The 17,815-nt window shown below is 65.7% G+C and carries 19 protein-coding genes, 1 tRNA gene and 1 pseudogene; 11 read left to right on the top strand and 10 right to left on the bottom strand.

Annotation, left to right across the window (positions count from 1 at the left end):
- Positions 1–164: 164 nt before the first annotated feature.
- Entirely contained in the window at positions 165–884 is a 720-nt protein-coding gene (locus tag C4S70_RS13990) for a DUF1223 domain-containing protein (protein ID WP_104008733.1), read from the top strand.
- Here the strand turns inward: C4S70_RS13990 and C4S70_RS13985 are convergent, their stop codons facing one another.
- From C4S70_RS13985 to C4S70_RS13950, 8 genes are all read right to left on the bottom strand, one after another.
- The gene (locus C4S70_RS13985) at positions 885–1,829 is read right to left on the bottom strand and encodes a lysophospholipid acyltransferase family protein (protein WP_104008732.1); all 945 of its coding nucleotides are present in this window, start codon (positions 1,827–1,829) and stop codon (positions 885–887) included. It lies immediately after the preceding gene.
- Positions 1,830–2,699, bottom strand: coding sequence for a DMT family transporter (locus C4S70_RS13980; RefSeq protein ID WP_200822770.1), 870 nt, complete (start codon positions 2,697–2,699; stop codon positions 1,830–1,832). It abuts the gene before it with no gap.
- A gap of 93 nt (positions 2,700–2,792) precedes the next feature.
- Positions 2,793–3,908, bottom strand: a complete 1,116-nt coding sequence (locus C4S70_RS13975) for a flagellar motor switch protein FliG (RefSeq protein WP_104008731.1) — start codon at positions 3,906–3,908, stop codon at positions 2,793–2,795.
- 79 nt (positions 3,909–3,987) lie between these two features.
- Entirely contained in the window at positions 3,988–4,533 is a 546-nt protein-coding gene (locus C4S70_RS13970; protein WP_104008730.1) for a hypothetical protein, read from the bottom strand.
- Between the two features lie 83 nt (positions 4,534–4,616).
- Positions 4,617–4,775: a carbohydrate-binding module family 14 protein gene (locus tag C4S70_RS13965; protein WP_104008729.1), complete on the bottom strand. Its 159-nt coding sequence runs from the start codon at positions 4,773–4,775 to the stop codon at positions 4,617–4,619.
- A gap of 133 nt (positions 4,776–4,908) precedes the next feature.
- Positions 4,909–6,213, bottom strand: coding sequence for an adenylosuccinate lyase (gene purB, locus C4S70_RS13960; RefSeq protein WP_104008728.1), 1,305 nt, complete (start codon positions 6,211–6,213; stop codon positions 4,909–4,911).
- Positions 6,214–6,346: 133 nt separating this feature from the next.
- On the bottom strand, positions 6,347–7,900 hold the full coding sequence (locus C4S70_RS13955; protein ID WP_104008727.1) for a trimethylamine methyltransferase family protein: 1,554 nt from the start codon (positions 7,898–7,900) through the stop codon (positions 6,347–6,349).
- Positions 7,901–8,218: 318 nt separating this feature from the next.
- The gene (locus C4S70_RS13950) at positions 8,219–10,723 is read right to left on the bottom strand and encodes a GcvT family protein (RefSeq protein ID WP_104008726.1); all 2,505 of its coding nucleotides are present in this window, start codon (positions 10,721–10,723) and stop codon (positions 8,219–8,221) included.
- 366 nt (positions 10,724–11,089) lie between these two features.
- Here C4S70_RS13950 and hisD point away from each other — a divergent pair, with 366 nt between their 5' ends.
- The 10 genes from hisD (at position 11,090) to C4S70_RS13900 (ending at position 16,610) form a co-directional block, all read left to right on the top strand.
- Positions 11,090–12,391: a histidinol dehydrogenase gene (gene hisD, locus C4S70_RS13945; protein ID WP_104008725.1), complete on the top strand. Its 1,302-nt coding sequence runs from the start codon at positions 11,090–11,092 to the stop codon at positions 12,389–12,391.
- Positions 12,392–12,397: 6 nt separating this feature from the next.
- Entirely contained in the window at positions 12,398–12,877 is a 480-nt protein-coding gene (locus C4S70_RS13940) for a UPF0262 family protein (RefSeq protein ID WP_104008724.1), read from the top strand.
- A gap of 1 nt (position 12,878) precedes the next feature.
- Positions 12,879–13,343 carry an arsenate-mycothiol transferase ArsC gene (locus tag C4S70_RS13935; protein WP_104008723.1) on the top strand — a complete coding sequence of 155 codons (465 nt, stop codon included), beginning with the start codon at positions 12,879–12,881 and terminating at the stop codon, positions 13,341–13,343.
- A gap of 191 nt (positions 13,344–13,534) precedes the next feature.
- Positions 13,535–13,933 (top strand): mercuric transporter MerT family protein, encoded by a 399-nt coding sequence (locus tag C4S70_RS13930; protein ID WP_104008722.1) that lies wholly within the window; start codon positions 13,535–13,537, stop codon positions 13,931–13,933.
- Positions 13,934–13,952: 19 nt separating this feature from the next.
- Positions 13,953–14,237 (top strand): mercury resistance system periplasmic binding protein MerP, encoded by a 285-nt coding sequence (gene merP, locus C4S70_RS13925; protein ID WP_104008721.1) that lies wholly within the window; start codon positions 13,953–13,955, stop codon positions 14,235–14,237.
- A 211-nt stretch (positions 14,238–14,448) separates the two neighbouring features.
- Complete coding sequence (gene infA, locus C4S70_RS13920) at positions 14,449–14,667, top strand: translation initiation factor IF-1 (protein WP_023849011.1); 219 nt, start codon at positions 14,449–14,451, stop codon at positions 14,665–14,667.
- 10 nt (positions 14,668–14,677) lie between these two features.
- Positions 14,678–15,256, top strand: a complete 579-nt coding sequence (locus C4S70_RS13915; RefSeq protein ID WP_104008720.1) for a Maf family protein — start codon at positions 14,678–14,680, stop codon at positions 15,254–15,256.
- Complete coding sequence (locus C4S70_RS13910) at positions 15,253–16,275, top strand: ribonuclease E/G (RefSeq protein ID WP_104008790.1); 1,023 nt, start codon at positions 15,253–15,255, stop codon at positions 16,273–16,275. The genes C4S70_RS13915 and C4S70_RS13910 overlap by 4 nt, the downstream gene beginning before the upstream one ends.
- On the top strand, positions 16,272–16,454 hold the full coding sequence (locus tag C4S70_RS13905) for a DNA gyrase inhibitor YacG (RefSeq protein WP_104008719.1): 183 nt from the start codon (positions 16,272–16,274) through the stop codon (positions 16,452–16,454). Before C4S70_RS13910 ends, C4S70_RS13905 begins: the two co-directional genes overlap by 4 nt.
- An 81-nt stretch (positions 16,455–16,535) precedes the next feature.
- Positions 16,536–16,610, top strand: a tRNA-Phe gene (locus C4S70_RS13900).
- Positions 16,611–16,806: 196 nt separating this feature from the next.
- Here C4S70_RS13900 and C4S70_RS13895 read toward each other — a convergent pair.
- Positions 16,807–17,004 (bottom strand): helix-turn-helix transcriptional regulator, encoded by a 198-nt coding sequence (locus C4S70_RS13895; RefSeq protein WP_104008718.1) that lies wholly within the window; start codon positions 17,002–17,004, stop codon positions 16,807–16,809.
- Between the two features lie 92 nt (positions 17,005–17,096).
- A pseudogene (locus tag C4S70_RS13890) lies at positions 17,097–17,815 on the bottom strand (AAA family ATPase); the annotation flags it as partial.

The following is a 17,815-nucleotide window of genomic DNA, read 5'->3' as shown; positions in this document are numbered from 1 at the left end:
CCGCGTTCAATAGCGGAAACACGGACTGCGTCAATTTTTGTATACTATTGCACACATATCCGCGGCCTGTCTGCACCGGTTCGGCGAAAATCACCGACGCTTGATTCGCGCTGTGATGCCTTCGGCGCTAGACCGAGGGTGAGACCAGAGGAGAATCGCGCCCCATGACCCGCCTTGTGACCGCCATCTGCGCGGCCGTCGTGGCCCTGACCGGCCTTGCCAGACCGGCCGAGGCGAACCCGGTCGTGGTCGAGCTGTTCACCTCGCAGGGCTGTTCCTCGTGCCCGCCGGCCGAGGAGTTGCTGGGCCGGATTGCGGACCGCGACGAGGTGCTGGCGCTGTCGCTGCATGTGGATTACTGGGATTACCTCGGCTGGAAAGACGAATATGCCCTGAAAGACTGCACCCGGCGGCAGCGCGGCTATGCCCGTGCGGCGGGCCGGAACATGGTCTACACCCCGCAGATGATCGTCAACGGGCGCGAGGCGCTGACCGGGACGGACACGATGGAGCTTGCCGAACTCATCATGAAATACCAGCATCCGGGCCGGGATGCGGCGCAGGTCGAGGTCGTGGCGCGCCGCACGGGCAACGCCCTGTCGGTAGAGGTCGCGCCGCGAGAAGGTGCCGCCGGGAAAAGGGCCGATCTGGTTGTGCAGTTGGTTCAGTATGTGCCCAGGGCCAGCGCCGACATAACCAAAGGCGAAAACGCCGGTCGTCGGACCAACCATTACAATGTCGTTCGCGACTGGCGGGTGCTGGGCAGATGGGACGGCACGGCGCCTCTGCGTCTCGAAGCGGACCTGACCGACGGTTTGCGCGCGGCCGTGATCGTGCAGCAGACCGATTACGGCCCCATCGTCGCGGCGGCGCGGGCCGACTGATCAATTGCCGGCCCGTCTTCTGGATTGGACCATTTCCTCGGGGTCGATGCCCAGCCCGTTCCACTGTTTCCAGCGTTTGTGAATCCAGAACCACTGTCCCATGTGTCGGCGGACCATCGCCTCGAGGTCGTCATTGACCTGCTGCATCATGGTTCGGGGATCCGAATGCGGGATCGGTTCGTGCAGCTCGATGCGGAAACTCAGCCCGTCCGGCTGGCGGATGCCATAGACCGGAATCAGCGGCGCGCCGTATTTCAGCGCAAGTTCCGCCATCACCACAGAAGTCAGCGCCGGCAGGCCGAAAAAGCGCAGCTCTTCGCCCCCGTTGACGTGGATGTCGGTGAGGATCGCGATCGTGCCGCCGCCTTTGAGGTGCCGCACCATTTCCACCATGCCGCGCCGGCCCTGCTCGAACAGATCGCCGCCGATCGCGCGCATGGCACGCACATAGCGGTCGTTGAAATAGGGGTTTGCCATCCGCCGATAGAGCCCGCCGAGGTGAAATCCCCGCGCCACAAGAGCCGCGCGCGCGGCGTCGTAATTGCCGAAATGCGACACTGCCAGGATCACCGGGCGGCCCTCGGCGCGGGCCTGTTCCAGCGCGGCCAGACCGGGGCCCTCGATCGGCGTGTCCTTTACACGATCCACGAATTCCCGGCCCGAGAACATCTCGATCATGTAGCGCCCGGCATTGTCGGGCACCGCGCGCAGCAGGTGCGTGACCTCCTGTTCGGACAGATCGGGGCGGGCGACGGCAAGATTCGTGCGGATGCGCCGGTCAAAGCCCGCCAGACGCCCCCCCAGCCGGGCCAGCCGGCCCATCATGGGGACGCGTAGCTCATAGGGGACAAGCCGCGCCGCGCCGATCAACCCCTGCGCGAACAGATTCGACACGAAATAGGCCGCCTTTCGCGCGCGGCTCAGCTTGGACGGATCAACGGGCATTCAACGGACTCGGCGCGGATAAGTTTCGCGGTGCCAGACATATAGCCCCGCCCCCGCGATCACAAGCGCGCCGCAGACGGTCCAGATGTCGGGATATTCCGCAAAGAACAGCGCCCCCCAGCAGGCGGCGAAGATCAGGCCCGAATAGGAATAGGGCGCCAGCATCGCCGCCTCGCCCAGCGAGAACGCGCGGATCAGCGCCATTTGCCCGATCGTGCCGAACAGCACGACCGAACCCATCAGGGCCAGCGCCGGCCCGTCCGGGGTTTTCCAGGCAAACGGCACTGCCAGCGTCAGCAGGGCCGTTCCGACCAGGCCGGTGTAGAACAGCGAGGTCCAGGGATCCTCGCCCGCACCCACGCGGCGGGTGATCAAGGCATAGCCCGAATAGCTCGCTGCCGCCGCCAGAGGCAGCAGGGCAGGGAGAGAGAACACTTCGCTGCCGGGGCGGATCACGATCATCGCGCCCACCAGCGCCACCGCGATCCCGATCAGGCGGCGCGGTCCCAGCGCCTCGCCCAGAAACAGCGCGGCGCCCAGCGTGATGAAGACCGGGTTCACCGACATCAGCGCGGCGGCATCCGTGATCGGGATCAGGCTGAGGCTGAGGAAGAAGAACGCGGTGGCTGTCATCAGCAGAACCGAGCGTGCAAATTGCAGCCCCGGATAGCGGGTGCGCGCCACGGTCCTCAGCCGCGGCGCAACCAGCACCAGAACCAGCATCATCTGCCCCGCATAGCGGGCCCACAACGCCGGCAGCACCCCCACCCTTGGCGCCAGCGCCTTCACGCTGGCATCCATCAGCGTAAAGCAGAAGATGGCCCCGATCATCAGCAGAACCGCCCGGCTGTGATCCGGTCGCGGCGTCATTCGGTGGTCCCGGTCCGCGGGCGGTCGCCGGCAGGGCAGATCGTTCTGAACATGTGAACCGTTTATGCCGAACTTGCGCGGCTGTCCACGGTGTCAGTCTTCTTCGTCAACGGGCACCAGTTCGATTTCGCCGTCCTGTTCCAGTTGACGGATTGCCGCGACCACGGCGTTCATCGCGGTTTCGGCCTCCTGTGGTTTGACGCTTCCCTTTTCGGTCACCTCCTCGCGCAGGGCATCGGCCATCCGGCCGGGGATGTTGGACAGAAGGAACTCGGCCGCGGCGGCGTCTTCCGCACCGGTTGCCCCGGCAAGGGCGATGACCAGCGTGGGTTGATCCACGGCACGGACCAGTTTGGGCACGTCCCGCGCGGAGATCCGGCGCGGGATATGCGCGAAGGTAAAGATCGCCTTGCGAACGGAACCGGCAAAGACCGCGTCGGCTTCGTCCAGCGCCTTCAGCACGTCCTCGCGCGTGGCGGCAGGCGAAAGATTCAGGATCGCGCCCACCCGCTCGCCCGGACCGTCGTCGAAGGCCGGCACCGGTCGGCTGTCCAGTTGCGCGGCCAAGGCGCGCCCGATCTGGGTAACGGTCTGGGGCGTGATGCTGGCCGTCTTCGATACGGCAAAGGCGATGCGCCGGGCGTCGGGGCCGGGCAGAAGGCCCAGCATTTCCGCGGCCTTTTCGGTCGGCAACTTGGACAGCAGGACGGCGGCGACCTCGGTGCTTTCGGCCTGCGCCATCTCGGCCAGTTCGGCGGCGGGCAATGCACGCAGCCGCGCCCAAGGGTCGCCGGCGTCCTTTCCCACCTCGCGCCGCAGCCGCGCCGCGGTCTGCGGGCTGATCCGGCCGTCCAGCATCGCCAAGGCACCTTCGATCCCGCCGGGAAAGGACAGGCCGATGCCGTCCAGCGCGGCCGCGAATTCGGACACCACCTCAGTCAGCGTGTCGCGGTCCACCAGCCCCATGTTGCCCATCGTCTGGGTCAGCACGGCCTGCAGTTCCTCGGGCAAGTCCTCAAGCGGGATGTCGGCCCCTTCGCTGAGCAGCAGGCGCACCACGATCGCGGCCTTGGCCCGCCCCGAAAGCGGGCTCCGGCGCTGCCGGGGCGCGGCGGCCCCCGGCAGCGTTCCGTCCTCCGGCGGCGGCACCACCGGGCCGCCAGGTCCGCCTTGTCCGGGCAGCGGCGTCAGCATGTTGTCGTCCGGCATGAATCAGCCCCCTGTGCATCCGCTCCGATCATTGGAAGGCTAGGGCTGGAATCGTGAAAAAAGGCTGAAACCGGGAGCGTCAGAAACTGTAGGTCCTGCCGCTCAGGATCGCGTCGCGCAGCGAAACCTCGGGCCATTTCCCCGCGCCGCCGCGCATGCGGATTTCGCGCAACTGGTCCCAGGCGGCGGCAATGTCTCCGTCTTCGACCATGCCCTGTCCCATGTAGGACCGGGCCAGCAGGTTGTCGGGATTGCGCGTGATTGCTTTGACGTAGTAGGCGCGCGCCAGCTCGCCCCTGCCCATCTTGCGCCAGGTAAAGCCCCAGTAGGTCAGCACCCGGTCGTCATTCTGATCCGGCATTGCTGCCAGAACGGCCTGGGCGTCCGAATATCGGCCGGCATAGGCCAGTTCGCGCACCGCTTGATACAGCTCATCCTCGTTTAGCGACGATTTCTGCGGCTTCACGCATTTCTTGCGCGTCTTGTCCCAGACCTTGGCCCCCTTGCATTTCTTGGTGGTTTCCGACGGTTTGGGCGGAGAGGCGGGCATGTTGTCCCCGCCCGCGGCCAGTGCCAGCGCGGGGCCAAGGAAAAGCGCCGCAAGAACGGGAACCAGTTTGCGCATTGGCAACCTCGTTTGAGTTCACAGAAACAGAAAGGGATAGGAGCACCCGCGCGCCCCGTCGATCAGCCCGGATGCCAACCGGCTCAGCTGTTGACCTGCTTCACGCAGGACTGCGACGCCGCATCCCATACGGTGCCCGGCGCGCAGGACTGTGCCTGGTGGCCGCGGCTCGAACAGCCTGCATAGGCGGCGGCCGGCAGAACGGCGAGGCAAAGGGTAACGATCACGGTCTTGACGAACATCGCACTTCTCCGGTCAGGGTTTGACCCGGAGGACGATAGCGCATTTGGCCCGCGTGACCAAAGAAAACCCGATCACGGTCGCGTCAGCGTCCCGAAAAAGTCCCCCGCAGCGGCGCTTCAGGGGGCGGCGACATCACTCTCCGAACACGCGCCTGAAGATCGTGTCCACATGCTTGGTGTGATAGCCGAGGTCGAATTTTTCGTTGATCTCGTCCTCGGAGAGCGCGGCGCGTACGTCCGGATCGGCCAGCAATTCCTCGCGGAAATCCTTGCCTTCCTCCCAGACCTTCATCGCATTGCGCTGGACCAGCCGATAGGCGTCCTCGCGGCTCACCCCCGCCTGAGTCAGCGCCAGCAGCACCCGCTGGCTCATCACCAGGCCGCGGAACTTGTTCATGTTCTTCAACATGTTCTCGGGATAGACCACGAGGTTCTCGATCACGCCCGCCAGCCGGTTCAGGGCAAAATCCAGATGGATCGTCGCATCCGGCGCGATGCCGCGTTCGACGGAAGAATGCGAGATGTCGCGTTCGTGCCAGAGCGCCACGTTCTCCAGCGCAGGCACCACGGCCGAACGGATCAGCCGGGCCAGACCGGTAAGGTTCTCGGTCAGCACCGGGTTGCGCTTGTGCGGCATCGCGGACGATCCCTTTTGACCCTTGGAGAAGAACTCCTCGGCCTCCAGAACCTCGGTGCGTTGCATGTGGCGAATCTCCACGGCGATGTTTTCGATGCTGGAGGCGATCACGCCCAGCGTGGCAAAGAACATCGCGTGGCGGTCGCGCGGGATCACCTGGGTGCTGATCGGCTCGGGGCGCAGGCCCATTTTCTCGCAGACATGTTCCTCGACGCGCGGGTCGATATTGGCGAACGTGCCGACGGCGCCGGAAATCGCTCCCGTGGCCACCTCCCAGCGGGCCTTTTCCAGCCGGTTCTTGCCGCGCGCCATCTCGGCATAGAACCGGGCAAAGGTGAGGCCCATCGTGGTGGGTTCGGCATGGATGCCGTGAGACCGGCCGATGCGCACCGTGTCCTTGTGCTCGTAGGCGCGTTTCTTCAGCGCCGCCAGCACCCGGTCCATGTCGGCGAGCAGGATGTCGGCGGCGCGCACAAGCTGCACGTTCAGCGTGGTGTCCAAGACGTCCGAGCTGGTCATGCCCTGGTGGACGAAACGCGCCTCCTCGTTGCCAATGATCTCGGCAAGATGGGTGAGAAAGGCGATCACGTCATGCTTGGTCACCGCCTCGATCTCGTCGATGCGGGCGACGTCGAATTCGACATCCCTGGCCTTCCAGACGGCCTCGGCGTTCTCCTTCGGGATCACGCCCAGTTCAGCCTGCGCGTCGCAGGCGTGAGCTTCGATTTCATACCAGATGCGGAACTTGGTTTCGGGGCTCCAGATGGCAACCATCTCGGGGCGGGAATAACGGGGGATCATGGGCGGTGCGGCCTTTTCTCTGCGGGTGTTTCTGCGGTCACGGGATGGGCGCCTATTAGACCGCGCCGCGTGCCGCGGCAAGGGCAGGGGGCTGGGACGGATTGCCACCCGCGTTTGCGTGTCCGGCGCGGCGTCAGATGACCTCGCGCCGGCCGCTGACCTCTTGCGCCTTGCCGATGATGTCCGCATCCGCCGCAGCCACGATGCGGGCGATCTCGGCGCGGGCATCCGCATCCGGCAGTCCCGGGGGCGGAGGGGCCGCCATCAGCCGCAGCGCCTTGTCGCGCGCCTCTTCCCACGCCCCGCGCCGGCCGCCCTTGTCATAGTCGTCGCGCCCCTGCCGCCGGAACACGGCAGGGCGATACTGGTCGCGGCAGCCGGCCAGCGTGTGCGGCGAGGCGAGGAAATGCGCGCCGATCCCGATCTCGCGCGCCTCGTCCCAGTTGAGCGCGGCATCATCCACCCGCGGTGTGGCAATGAGCGCCCGCAGATAGGCGCCCAGTTCGTCATCCAGCACCGCCTGCACCGGCGAGAACACGGTGGCCGTCTCCAACTGCCCGACGCCGCCCAGAATGTCCGCACCGGCTAGCGCCACCATCTGCCCCAGCATCGCGCGTTCCGCCATCGACTGCCGTCCGGCGTCCGGCGTGTCGGACCCCGCCCCGTAGGTGTGGCAGATCAGCCCGGCCTCGTGTTTCAGCACGCCAATGGCCAGCGCCTTGGCCTGAAGACTTTCGGGGCAGGCATGCAGCGCCTGGCCCGTGGCCATGTCCAGCGTGAACATCAGCGGGGTCGCAATCACCGCCGTTCCCGGCGTCAGCACATGTGCCAACGTCACCATCGCCAGGATCTCGGCCACCGCCATCAGCGCGTTGCCTGCCACGGACAACGGCGCCGTGCCTCCCGCCGAGGGCAACGAACAGGCATGCACCGGCAGCCCCGCGCGGCCCGACTGGATCAGCGCTTCGACATCCATCACCTTGAATTCCAGCGGCGAGAAGGAACACATGATGGTCGAGGCAATGGGCCGCGCCCGCAGCTCTGCCTCGCCGCCCGCGGCCACGGTGACGATGCGGACCAGGTATTCGACGTTCTCCACATTGTAGGGTTGCAGCCAGATATGCTTGTCGGTGGCACAGACCAGTTCGGCCACGCCGTGAATGTCGCTGGTCAGTTCGTGCACCCCATAGCTGAAGGGATGCGCCACGAATCCAACCTGATCCAGCCCGTTGGCCAGCGCCGCGATCCGTGCCACGTCCGAAATGTCCATGTTGCGATAGCGCCCGTCCGGCTCGACGAAGCCATGCGCGCCGGTGCCCGTGCGCATGATGAAACCGTGATCGGCGCGCGGCAGGTGAGCGTCGCGATCGGGACGCTTGCCCGCCAGCGTCACCGCCTTTGGGGCCGCCGCGATCGCCTCGCGCACCATCTCGCGCGGAAGGCGGACCTGCGCGGCCTCTCGCCCCGGCGCGGCGCCCGCCTCCAACATCGTCGCGCGTGCCGCGTCGTGAATCAGCGCCACCCCATGCTCGGCCAGCAGATCCATCGCGCGGGCCAGCAGAAAGGCGCGCTGTTCGGCCGGGCAGATCGAAAAGGCCGGTCGCGGACGCGGATCCGCTGCCAATGTGAACGCATCGGCGGCTCTCGGTGCGGTGCTGGTCTGGATACGTTTCGCGCGGCGGGCCATGTCATCCTCCTCTGAAGACCGGAACGCGGCACACACCGTTTAGGCTCACTGCGGACCCACTTGAGCGTCCTCATGATTCCCGCCCGCACCGCGCCGGTCAAGGCCGCCTTGCCGGCCCGAGAGTCAGAACCCGGCCCGGCCATGAAACCACCCCGCACCAGCGCCTTCATCTTGCGAAAAATACTCTGGGGAGCGCGAGGGGCAAAGCCCCTCGCATCGGTCGGATCGGCGCAGGCCGATCCGAAATCTTCACCTTGGAAAAGAAAACGGCCCCGACGATCGTTTTCGCCGGGGCCGGGCAACCGGATCGGGGTCGGCTCAGCCGTCCTTGCGAATCGCCTCGTTCTTCGGATCGTAGGGGCTGTCGGGCACGACCTCGGCATCCCACAACTGGTCGAACATCTTGACCTTCAGCTTCTGCCCCGGCGTGGCCAATTCCGGCTTGACGTAGCCCATGCCGATCGACTTGCCGAACACCACCGAATAGCCGCCCGAGGTCAGACGTCCCACGCGGGTGTCGCCGTCGTACAGCGCCTCGCGCCCCCAAGGGTCGGCATCTTCCGGTCCCTCGATCAGAAGCGTCACGCATTTGCTGCGGATGCCCTTGTCCAGCATCGCCTGCTTGCCGTGGAACTCCTTGGACAGATCGACAAATCTGTCGAGGCCGGCCTCGAGCGGCGTGGCATCGCGGCCAAGCTCCGTGCCGAAGGCGCGATAGCTCTTCTCCTGCCGAAGCCAGTTCTGCGCCCGCGCGCCCACCGGCTTCAGCCCATGCTTCGCGCCGGCCTCCATCAGTTGGTCCCACAGATAGTTCTGCATCTCGATCGGGTGATAGAGCTCCCAGCCCAGCTCGCCGGTATAGGCCACGCGGACCGCATAGACCGGGCACATGCCCAGTTCGATCTTGCGCATCGAAAGCCAGGGGAATCGCTTGTTGGACAGCACCGTTTCCGGCTCGGCATCCTTGACGATTTCCTTCAGCACGTCGCGCGACTTAGGCCCGGCGATGGCGAAGGTGCCCCACTGGGTGGAGATGTCGTGGATATCCACCCAGTCGCCGCTCGCGCTGATGAAATCTTCCGCCGCCTTGCGCAGGTAATCCGCGTCATAGGCTGCCCAGGCCCCGGCCGAGATCAGAACGAACTCGTTTTCGGCAAAGCGGACGATGGTGTATTCGGTCCGCGTGGTGCCCGCCCCGGTCAGCGCGTAGGTCAGGTTGATCCGGCCCACATTGGGCAGCTTGTTGCAGGTGAAGCGGTCGAGGAAGGCCACCGCGCCAGGGCCGCGCACCAGATGCTTGGTAAAGGCCGAGGCGTCGATCAGCCCGACGCCCTCGCGGATCGCCTTGGCCTCGTTCACGGCATATTGCCACCAGCCACCGCGGCGGAAGCTGCGCGCGTCGTGGTCGAAATTGTCGGGCGCATCGACGGGTCCGTAATAGTTCGGCCGCTCCCAGCCGTTGACCTGCCCGAACTGCGCCCCGAGCGCCTTCTGCCGGTCATAGGCCGGCACCGTCCTGAGCGGGCGGCAGGCTTCGCGCTCTTCGTCCGGGTGGTGCAGGATATAGACGTGCTCGTAGCATTCTTCGTTCTTGCGGGCGGCATATTCGGTGGTCATCCAGTTGCCGTAGCGCTTGGGGTCGAGGCTCGCCATGTCGATCTCGGCCTCGCCCTCGACCATCATCTGCGCAAGGTAATACCCGGTGCCGCCGGCGGCGGTGATGCCGAAGGAAAAGCCTTCGGCCAGCCACATGTTGCGCAGCCCCGGCGCGGGGCCCACCAGCGGGTTGCCATCGGGCGTATAGCAGATCGGGCCGTTGAAATCGTCCTTGAGCCCCACCGTCTCGGTCGAGGGGATGCGATGGATCATGCTCATGTATTCCTCTTCGATCCGCTCCAGATCGAGCGGGAAGAGGTCGGCGCGGAAGCTTTCCGGCACGTCATAGAGGAACCGCGCCGGGGCGCCGCGCTCGTATGGCCCCAGGATCCAGCCGCCCCGTTCCTCGCGCACATACCACTTGGCATCGGCATCGCGCAGGACGGGGTGTTCGGGGTTGCCGGCCTTGCGCCATTCCACCAGCGCGGGGTCGGGTTCGGTGACGATATACTGGTGCTCCACCGGGATCGCGGGGATCTTCAGCCCCAAGAGCCGCGCGGTGCGCTGGGCGTGGTTGCCGGTGGCGGTGACGACATGTTCGGCGGTGATGACGACCTGTTCGTCGGTCGGCACAAGGTTTCCGCCCTTCTCGGTCATCTTCGTGGCGGTCACCTTCCATTCCGAGCCGGTCCATTCATAGCCGTCCACCTGCCACTTGCGCTCGATGACGACGCCGCGCTGGCGCGCGCCCTTGGCCATGGCTTGCGTCACGTCGGCGGGGTTGATGTAGCCGTCGGTGGGGTGATAGATCGCGCCCTTCAGATCCTCGGTGCGCACCAGCGGCCAGCGCTCCTTGATCTGCGCCGGGGTGAGCCATTCATAGGGAATGCCCACGGTTTCGGCCGTGGAGGCGTAGAGCATGTATTCGTCCATGCGCTCCTGCGTCTGGGCCATGCGAAGGTTTCCGACCACGTAGAAGCCGGGGTTCAGGCCCGTCTCCTCCTCCAGCGTCTTGTAGAACTTGACGCTGTAGTCGTGGATGTGGCTGGTGGCGTAGGACATGTTGAACAGCGGCAGCAGCCCCGCCGCGTGCCAGGTGGAACCTGCCGTCAATTCGTCGCGTTCCAGCAGCATCACGTCCTGCCAGCCCGCGCGGGCGAGGTGATAGGCGATCGAGGTGCCGATGGCCCCGCCACCGACGACCAGTGCTTTGACATGGGTTTTCATGGAACCCTTCTCCCGTTTGGATGTGCTGTCATTGGTTTAGGCCCAAGCCGCGCCGGTGCGCCAAATCCATCCGACCGGTTTGTGCGCAAATGCGACCTGTCCCATTCAATTCCGACGATTGCGCCCGTGGCGAGGGGGCGCAATGGGTATTTGAAACCAGAAAGAAGCAGGTGGGCCGTATTGGCGGGCGGGCGGTTTTTTCTTTGGTGTCGTGTGGCTGGCGGTTTGGCGGCGCGGAGCCGCAACGGGTCGAAAAGGCGCGGTGAGGCAACATCATCCCCGACCCTCGGGGCCTGACGCGGCTGGCGACTTGTTCCCGCCCCGATCCGCCTATATGTCCGGTCGCATCAAAGTCACGAGGATGCCATGCCCGTCTTTCTCGACACTACCCAGCCCGGTTTCGACGATGCCTTTGCCGCGCTGTTGAATGCCAAGCGGGAGGAAAGCCCCGACGTGGATGCGGCGGTGGCAGCCATCATTGCCGACGTGCGGACCCGGGGCGATGCCGCGGTGATCGAGCTGACGGCACGTTTCGACCGGCTCGAGCTGACCGCCGACCGACTGGCGATTACTGCGGACGAAGTGGATGCCGCGATCGCCGCGGTGCCCGCCGAGGAGCGCGCGGCACTTGAACTCGCCGCCGAACGCATCCGCGCCTATCATGAGAGGCAGATGCCCGCGGATGATCAATGGATCGACGCGACCGGGGCCACGCTGGGCTGGCGCTGGACGCCGGTGTCGGCGGCGGGGCTCTATGTGCCCGGCGGATTGGCCTCCTATCCGTCATCGGTGTTGATGAACGCGATTCCCGCCAAGGTGGCAGGGGTTGCGCGGCTGGTGATCGCGGTGCCCACGCCTGGGGGCGAGGTGAACCCGCTGGTGCTGCTGGCGGCGCGGCTGGCGGGGGTGGACGAGATCTATCGCATCGGCGGGGCGCAGGCGATCGCGGCTCTGGCATATGGCACGGAAACCGTCGCCCCGGTGGACAAGATCACCGGCCCCGGCAATGCCTATGTGGCCGCTGCCAAGCGGCGCGTCTTTGGCAAGGTGGGGATCGACATGATCGCGGGGCCGTCTGAGATCCTGGTGATCGCGGATGCCGACAACGACCCCGACTGGATCGCGCTGGACCTGCTGAGCCAGGCCGAGCATGACGAAAGCGCGCAGTCGATCCTGATCACCGATGACGCGGGCTTTGGCCGGGCGGTGGCCGAGGCGGTGGACAGGCGGCTGGAAACGCTCGACCGGCGCGCGATTGCCGGGGCCAGCTGGCGTGATTATGGCGCGGTTATCACCGTGCGCGACATGGACGAGGCGGCGCGGCTGTCCGACAGAATCGCGCCAGAACACCTGGAGCTTTGCGTTGCCGATCCTCAGGCGCTGGCCGAGAAATGCACCCATGCGGGCGCGATCTTCCTGGGCCGTTTCACGCCCGAGGCGATCGGCGATTATGTCGGCGGGCCCAACCATGTGTTGCCCACGGCGCGGTCGGCCCGGTTTTCGTCGGGCCTGTCGGTCATGGATTTTCTCAAGCGCACCACGCTTGCCCGCATGACGCCCGAGGCGCTGGCCGCGATCGGCCCGGCGGCCGAGGCGTTGGCGCAGTCGGAAAGCCTGCAGGCGCACGGGCTGTCGGTCCGGGCGCGTCTCGATCAACTCAACAGGTAGGCCCCCATGTCGCGGATCATCGACATATCTCTGGACGATTCGAACCTGCCCCCGCCCACGCCCGAGATCGAACAGGAGCGCAAGGTCGCGATCTTCGATCTGCTGGAAGAGAACAGCTTTGCGCTGCCGCAAAGGGATGATCGTGTCGTGCCGGAGGGGCCATACCGCGTGCACCTGTCGATCCGCGACAAGCGGCTGGTGTTCGACATCGCCACCGAGGACGACGCCAAGGTGGCGGAATTCCACCTGTCGCTGGGTCCCTTCCGGCAGGTGGTGAAGGATTACTTCCAGATCTGCGAGAGCTATTTCAACGCGGTCAAGACGCTGCCCCCCAGCCAGATCGAAACCATCGACATGGCCCGGCGCGGCATCCACAACGAAGGCAGCCGGGTGCTGAAGGAGCGGCTGGAGGGCAAGGCGATCATCGACGACGACACCGCCCGCCGCCTGTTCACGCTGATCTGCGTGCTGCATTTCGGAGGCTGAGGTGGTCGATCCGCTGCCTCAGTCGGTCCTGTTCTGCTGCGACCACAATTCCTGCCGCTCGCCGATGGCCGAGGGGCTGATGAAGAAATTCTATGGCCGGGGCGCCTATGTTCAGTCCGCCGGTGTGCGCAGCGAGATGGAGATCGACGGTTTTGCCGTCGCGGTCTGCCAGGAACTGGGTGTCGAATTGTCCCGCCATCGGGTGCGCTCCTTCGACGACATGGAGCAATGGGGCGATGACCTGTCGCAGTTCGATCTGGTTGTGGCGCTGTCTCCGGCCAGCCTGCGCCGGGCGCAGGAACTGACCCGCTATTTCCATATCGACGTGGAATACTGGCCGATCCTTGACCCGACGGGCATCGGCGAGACGCGCGAGGACAAGATGGCGGCCTATCGTCAGGCGCGCGACCAGATCATCCAGCGCATGGTCGCCAAATGGGGCGAGCCCGTCGAGGACGGCGACTAGGTTCAACAGCGGGGGACGTTCAAGAAAAAGGGGCAGGGCGCGCGTGTTCCCCCGCTCGCTGCGGTTGCCTGCAATCCGCAATGGCGCGACCATCGCACAGATGTGAACACGCGGCTCTTGAGCCTGTAGCAGATACAGGGCGCATATCGGTTCCGAAGCAGAAACCGCAAGGACCAAAGAGGACAGCGCCCATGCACACCGACACGACCCAAGCGGAAAGGCGGGAAACTCCGGATCGGACCGGGTGGATCGCCGCCGGCGGCATATTGGGGGCGATCCTTGCATCCAGCTGCTGCATCATCCCGCTGATCCTGTTTGCCTTTGGCATTTCGGGGGCCTGGATCGGGACATTGACCGGGCTGGCCGTTTACAAGCCGATTTTTCTGACCGCCGCCTACGGGTTGATCGGGTATGGGTTCTGGATGGTCTATCGCAAGCAGCAGGCGTGCTGCGAAGGGCAGGTCTGCGCCCGCCCGCTGCCAAACCGGCTGGTCAAGGGGTCGTTGTGGTTCTCGCTCGTGATGGTGGTGATCGCCACGTTCTGGACCTGGATCGCGCCGTTCGTCGCGCCGTTGCTGCTGGGCCTTTGAAACCGAAGAGGAAAGACCGATGAAGAAACTTGCCCTGACCCTGGCCCTGGTTCTGGCGACCCCGGCGGCCTTTGCCGGTGAACAGGTCGTCAAGCTTTCGGTGCCGGGCATGTATTGTGCCAGCTGCCCCTTTATCGTGCAGTCCGCGATCAGCGCGGTGGACGGTGTGGAGCAGGTCGAAGCCGATCTTGAGACCCGATCGGCGACGGTCACCTTCGATGACGGGGTGGCGACGGTTGACGCGATCATCGCGGCATCGACCAATGCCGGCTATCCGGCGACGGTCGAGAAGGCGGGATCCTGAATCCCGCCCCTCGGCTGGCCGGACGGGCACGCAGTCGTCCGGGGCGGTGGCCGCGACCGTTTCCGTCGTACTGCCCGATTTGCCACACCGGCGCGTCGCTTTGGCAACAAAACCCGTGAAACAGGGGTGTTTGCGCTTGAAAATCGGCGAAAAAAGGCCCATTTAAGGCCGCGTCCCGCATCCAGGCGGGTCGATTGCTACAGGAGTAATCATGGCCAAGGAAGATACGCTCGAATTTCCCGGTGTCGTGAAGGAACTCCTGCCGAATGCGACGTTTCGGGTCGAGCTGGACAACGGCCATGAAATCATCGCGCATACGGCAGGAAAGATGCGCAAGAACCGCATCCGCGTTCTCGCCGGCGACCGAGTTCAGGTGGAAATGACCCCCTACGATCTGACCAAGGGTCGGATCAACTACCGCTTCAAGTAACGCCTTTCACATGGCGTTCATTCTCGGATCGGGCAGCCCCAGGCGGCTGGACCTGTTGGCGCAGCTTGGGCTGACGCCCGACGCCGTGCGTCCCCCTGAAATCGACGAAGACCCCCGCAAGGGCGAACTGCCGCGCCCCTATTGCGCGCGCATGGCGCGGGAAAAGGTGCAGGCGGTCGAGGCTGATCCGGAAGATGTTGTGCTGTGTGCGGATACCACAGTGGCGCTGGGCCGGCGCATTCTGGGCAAGCCGGCCGATGCAGCCGAGGCCGAGTCGTTTCTGCGCATGATGTCGGGCCGGCGCCACCGTGTCATCACCGCCGTCGCAGTGCGGCGCGGCGACAGGGTCTGGGAGCGCGACGTTGTGACCCAGGTGCGAATGAAGCGCCTGTCGGACGCCGAAATCTCCGCCTACGTCGCCTCGGAAGACTGGCGGGGGAAGGCCGGCGGCTACGCAATCCAGGGGCCGGCAGGGGCCTTCATTCCGTGGATCAACGGATCCTTCACTGCCGTGGTCGGCCTGCCGCTGGCGGAAACCGCAACTCTCCTGCAGGCCGCGGGCCTGCCGCTGTGGCGGCGCGTGGCATGAAGGGGCGCACCATCATTCTGGATGAAATCCGGGGCCGCGCCGCCGCCGCGCTGATGGTGGATGGCCGGCTGGACGATTTCCTGATCGAAGGCGACGCGCCCGCGCCGGGCACGATCTATCGCGCCCGCGCCGAACGCCCTATGAAGGGGCAGGGCGGGTTGTTCCTGACCACGCCGGACGGCACCGCCTTTCTGCGGCAGGTCAAGGGGATCTCGCCGGGCTCGACGATGCTGGTGCAGGTTTCGGGCTATGCCGAACCGGGCAAGGCGATGCCGGTAACGACGCGGCTGCTGTTCAAGAGCCGCTACGCCATCGTCACGCCCGCTGCGCCAGGGATCAACATCTCGCGCCGGATCAGGGACGAGGCCGAGCGCGACCGTCTGCTCGAGATCGCGCACGCGGCGATGGGCGGTTCCGCGCATGGTCTGATCCTGCGCTCGGGCTGCGCGGGCGCGGCTGACGAAGAGATCGCGCAGGACATCGCCGACATGCTGGATCTCGCCGACCGTGTTCTTGGCGATGACGGCGCCGAGGTAGAGAAACTGGTGGATGGCGATGGCCCCCATGCGCTGGCCTGGCGCGAATGGACCGACCCGGCCGAAGTCGTCACCGCGCCGGGCGGCTTTGCCGAACACGGCGTGCTTGAGGAAATCGACCGCGCGCTTGGACCCCGCGAGCCTTTGCCGGGGGGCGGGTTCATGATGATCGAACCCACGCGCGCTCTGGTGGCGGTGGACGTGAACACCGGCGGCGACACGTCGCCTGCGGCCGGGGTGAAGTCCAACATGGCCTGCGCCCGCCGCCTGCCCGCAGCGCTGCGGGTGCGGGGGCTTGGTGGGCAGATCACGCTGGATCTTGCGCCCATGCCGAAAAAGGACCGCCGGGCATTCGAGACCGCCCTGCGCGCGGCCTTTCGTTCCGATCCCGAAGAGACGATTCTGGCCGGCTGGACGCCCCTGGGGCATTATGAGCTGCAACGCAAGCGCGGCCGCGTGCCGCTGGCGGAGGTGCTGCGATGAACTGTCCGATCTGCGGCGAAAAGACGGATCCGAAATACCGCCCGTTCTGTTCGCGCCGTTGCGCCGATCTGGACCTGGGCAAGTGGTTGCGCGGCGCTTATTTCATCCCGACCGACGAGCCGCCGGAAGACGGTGAGACCGGTTCCGCGGAGACCGGATCCATGGGGCGCGAACACTGAAAAAAATCGCGAAAAAGCCTCTGGACACCGCCCGCCGGAGACCCTAGAAGACCCCCACCCAAAGGCGAACGCCTTTCCCGTGCCCGGGTAGCTCAGGGGTAGAGCAGTGGATTGAAAATCCTCGTGTCGGTGGTTCGATTCCGCCCCCGGGCACCACTTCAACCCGATGAAATAAAACAGAAATTCGCCACTATGAGCGCTGCGACTCAGTGCTGAAGTCGGTCGAATCTCGGTCTGGGGCAACACTGGGGCAACAAATCCGCGTGATGCATCTCGGGGCAACGCACGGGCAGACCTGTCTCGCCGAGACCTGGATCTGCCGTGCAATACCCGGTGCCACCAGAATCGCCCCTCACCGGTTCGCGATGCACTGCCGGATGTAGTCCTCGATCTCGGCCGCGAGGAACCGCGACCCAACCGGGTCCATCCTGATCTTCTTGGGGAAGCCCGGCCGTTCGCGACACCAGCGGTCGATCGTGGTCCGGTCGCGCCGGAAGATTTCCGCCACTTCTTCGACGGTGAGCAGTTTGAGTTTCGGGTCGATAGCCATTCGCAATCTCGCTTTGCTGTTGTCTGTGGTAACGAAAAATGTCGCGGGTTGCCGGTAGGCAATGGTGCGCGCGGGGTTATCCACATAAGAGTTCATCCCGAACTTTCCGGCGGCCCCGGGTTGTGGATCGCGGGTTCGGGCTGGACCGGCTTGGCGTTGGTCGGATGCAAACCTTCCACAAGCTCCCTGCACCGTTCCTTCGACATCTCCCTCTCGGTCAGCAACAGCTCTGCTACAGCGGTCAGCTTGTCCCGGTTCTGCCGGAGGATGCCCTGCGCCTGTTCGAGGCAAGCGCTGAGAGCTTCCTGCACGGCCCGATCGACGGCATCGCCGGGCCGGAGGATGGCCCCGCTGGCCGGGAGGTGTGTCAGCGTATCGCCCATGCCCCATTCGAAGAGCATGCGTCGGGCGAGGTCGGTGGCGTGGGCGAGGTCCGAGGCGGGGCCGTTGCCCGCCCCGCTGGAGACCTCGCCGAAGACCAGCTGTTCGGCGGCGTAGCCCGCCAGCAAGGTGGTCAGGCGGGCCTGCGCGCTCTGGCGGGTCTCGATGCGCGGGCGCGGGTATTCGACCGAGCCGCCATCCACGGTGAGCACGGCGCGCTCGGGCAGGCCCAGCCCGCAGACGGTGCCCACGACCATGTGGCCAGCCTCGTGGATCGCGGCCCGCCAGAGGAAATCCGCGTCGGGCGGCGGCGCGATGCGACGGGCGGCGGCCTCCAGGTGGCGCTGCTGCAGGGGGTGACCCGCGGCCCGTGCCAGTCCGCGCGCGTCCCGGACAAGCGCCGTGACCTGCGCGCCCGAAAGGCCCAGCA

This window comes from Jhaorihella thermophila (assembly GCF_900108275.1).
Taxonomy (GTDB): domain Bacteria; phylum Pseudomonadota; class Alphaproteobacteria; order Rhodobacterales; family Rhodobacteraceae; genus Jhaorihella; species Jhaorihella thermophila.
Note: the sequence above shows the minus strand (reverse complement) of the source record. Positions and strands in the feature narration are given on the sequence as shown.